General features: G+C 59.8%; 2 protein-coding genes. One reads left to right on the top strand and one right to left on the bottom strand.

Features of this window, described 5'->3' with window-relative positions; genetic code table 11:
• Positions 1-155 precede the first annotated feature (155 nt).
• Positions 156-404: a hypothetical protein gene (locus EN914_RS29590; RefSeq protein ID WP_013525118.1), complete on the bottom strand. Its 249-nt coding sequence runs from the start codon at positions 402-404 to the stop codon at positions 156-158.
• A 277-nt stretch (positions 405-681) separates the two neighbouring features.
• Between EN914_RS29590 and EN914_RS29585 the strand changes: the two genes are divergently transcribed.
• A partial coding sequence (locus tag EN914_RS29585) for a GAF domain-containing protein (RefSeq protein WP_127389456.1) occupies positions 682-3200 on the top strand: 2519 nt, incomplete at its 3' end.

The following is a 3200-nucleotide window of genomic DNA, read 5'->3' as shown; positions in this document are numbered from 1 at the left end:
GGCTGGGCCATGCCTTCGATAAACTCGAAGCGAAATTTCGGCATCGGTCGCTCCAGTCATTGTGCCAGCGCATCGGACATTTCTGGCAGGTTTGACGCTCAACGCGGCGGTGTCGAAAAGGATGCAGCGGGTTGATTGCGCTTGATCATCAAACCTCAGGCAGCATTGCTGCCTCCCATCTCCCAGTCGCCTTGCCAACGTGCGCGCACGGCGATCATCAGTGTGGCCGCTTCCGTCATTCCTGTTTCAAACAACCTGATCAGCTCTCTCGCTACGGCGTTGGCCGCCGCCGTGTCGGGCAAGATAGCAAATTCCTGGCACAGCGCGTCGAACGCGTCGCGAAGGATGTTCAGGTCACTGGGGTAGAGAGCTTCCGTATTCGTGCGGGTTGGTCGGCTAAGCATCAGGCGCTCCTATTCGGCTACAGTGGGATTGCTCCCAGCAGCGGCGCCCGTTACACAGCCGCTGACAATGGCTTTATGCGGCACAGCCCAGCAGGTGTCATTAAACTATGATGCACGGCGCGTCGTTCGCCCGTTGAGGGCGCATACGGAGTTGTCCTTGGCTGTCGTGACGCAAGTTTCTTCGCAATGCGTCGGCGGCCTAGCTCCGACCTGTTGTCCGGCGCCTGGAACTCTTCGCGACTGACGGCATTATCTAGTCCGACCAACCGGGGGCGAAATGGGAGTCACGTCACGCGAACGTTCGTCTGAAGTGCAGCGCTTCCAGCTTCTGGCGGGGTTGGGTGACAGGATTCGGGAGATCGATGATCCTGCCGAACTGGCATTTGCGGCAGCGGAATTGCTTGGGAAGCATTTTGGCATCAGTCGAGCCGGATATGGCACGATCGATCTCGAGAAAGAAACGATAGTCATCGACAGAGACTGGAACGCGCCGGGAATCCGAAGTCTGGCCGGAACTCTGAACTTCAGGGACTACGGCTCCTATGTCGATGATTTGAAACGAGGCGAGACGGTCGTCTTCGAGAATGCCGAGACAGACCCGCGAACCCACGACCATGCCGAGGCTCTCAAAGCAATCAGCGCCCAATCCGTCATCAACATGCCGGTTACGGAGCGCGGCGGGTTGGTTGCGTTATTGTACCTCAATCACTCCGAGCCAAGACACTGGACGCCGGCCGAGGTTGCTCTGGTTTCGGAAGTGGCTGACCGGACGCGCACCGCAATTGAACGGCTTCGTGCGGAGAAGGCCCTGCGTGAAAATGCCGAGCGCCTGGCCTTTCTGGATCGCCTCGGCAGAGAGATATCCCCGGCGACAGATGCCGACGCTGTCATGGAGGTCACCACCCGTCTACTTGGCGAACATCTAGGCGTTTCGATTTGCGCCTACGCTGACATGGAGCCGGACCAGGACCACTTCACCATTCGCGGCGACTGGAGCGCTCCTGGCTCGCCTAGCATCAGGGGATACTACAGTCTTGCCGATTTCGGTCGCCTCGCTGTTGGCAATCTGACCGCCAATCGGCCGCTCGTCATCAACAACAATCTCGAGGAAATTGCGCCCGAGGAAGCAAAGACCTTTCAGGATATCGGCATAACGGCAACGATCTGCATGCCCTTGGTCAAGCAAGGCCGGCTGGCTGCGCTAATGGCCGTTCACGACACGCAGCGCCGCGTCTGGTCGCAGCGCGAACTGTCCTTGCTGGCGGAGGTGACAGAGCGGTCATGGGCTCACATCGAGCGCGTCCGCTCGGAACAGGCTGCCCGAGCGAGCGAGGAGCGGCTAAGGCTAGCGACCGATGCAGCCGCTATCGGAACGTGGGACTATGATCCCATCACAAGGGTGCTGCGTTGGGACGACCGATGCAAAGCTCTCTTCGGTCTGCCACCTGAGGCGGAGGTGACATATGAGAGCGCGTTCCTGGCCGGTCTCCATCCAGAAGACCGTGAACGGGCGGATGAGGCCGTACGCCGGGCGCTCGCGCCGGGCGAGTCTTCCCGCTACGACATCGAATATCGGACGATCGGGCTGCGCGACGGAAAGGAGCGTTGGATAGCTGCAACGGGCGAATCTCTTTTCCGGTCCGGACGCGCGGTGCGTTTCATCGGCACCGTCATGGATATTACCGCGCGAAAGCGGGTGGAGAACCAGCTTCAGATGATGAATGCGACTGCCGCCGCCGTGGCAGCCGAGCTGGACGTGGAGCGCATTGTCCAGATTGTCACCGACGCTGGCGTCGCGCTGTCAGGCGCGCAATTCGGAGCTTTTTTCTACAATGTCCTCGATGACAAGGGGGACAGCTATGTGCTCTACGCCCTGTCGGGAGCGCCACGCTCCGCTTTCGAAAATTTTCCCATGCCACGCAACACGGCCGTGTTCGAGCCTACTTTTCGCGGGACGGGCGTGGTGCGTTCCGATGATATCCTCATGGATGTGCGCTATGGAAAAAATTCGCCGAGGAAGGGAATGCCGGAAGGCCATCTTCCCGTGCGATCCTATCTTGCCGTGCCGGTCATTTCGCGATCGGGCGAAGTGCTGGGTGGGCTGTTCTTCGGACATTCCGGTTGCGGTGTCTTTGCCGCAGAGCATGAGACAGCCTTGCTGGGGCTGGCCGGTCATGCCGCCACGGCAATCGACAACTCCCGACTGTTCAAAGCGCTGCAGACGCTCAACGCCACTCTTGAGCAGCGTGTGGCTGAGGAAGTTGCCGAACGCGTCCGAGCAGAAGAGCACCTGCGCCAGGCGCAGAAGATGGAGGCCGTGGGACAGCTTACCGGTGGCATCGCCCACGACTTCAACAATATGCTGGCTGTCATCATTGGCGGTTTGAATCTCGTGCAGCGCAAGCTCCGAAACGGCGACACGAACGTGAACCACTTCGTCACCGGTGCAATCGATGGGGCACAACGCGCTGCGGAACTTACCAAGCGGCTGCTTGCCTTCTCTCGCCAGCAGCCCTTGGCACCGACGCGCCTGAATCCTAATCGACTCGTCTCCGGCATGAGCGAACTGCTGAGCCGAACGCTTGGAGAGACCATAGCAATCGAGACGGTGCTCGCCGCTGGGCTGTGGCATGTGGAGGCCGATGCAGGGCAATTGGAAAGCGCATTGCTCAACCTTTGCGTCAACGCACGCGATGCCATGCCCGGCGGCGGAAAGCTCACGATTGAAACGTCTAACGCCCATATTGACGATCGGTATGCGAGAGAAAACGCGATCTCCTCGGGCCAGTATGTGAT

Source organism: Mesorhizobium sp. M7A.F.Ca.CA.001.08.2.1 (assembly GCF_003998455.1).
Classification (GTDB): domain Bacteria; phylum Pseudomonadota; class Alphaproteobacteria; order Rhizobiales; family Rhizobiaceae; genus Mesorhizobium; species Mesorhizobium ciceri.
The sequence above is the reverse complement of the archived record's forward strand: the minus strand, read 5'-3'. Positions and strand labels throughout refer to the sequence as shown.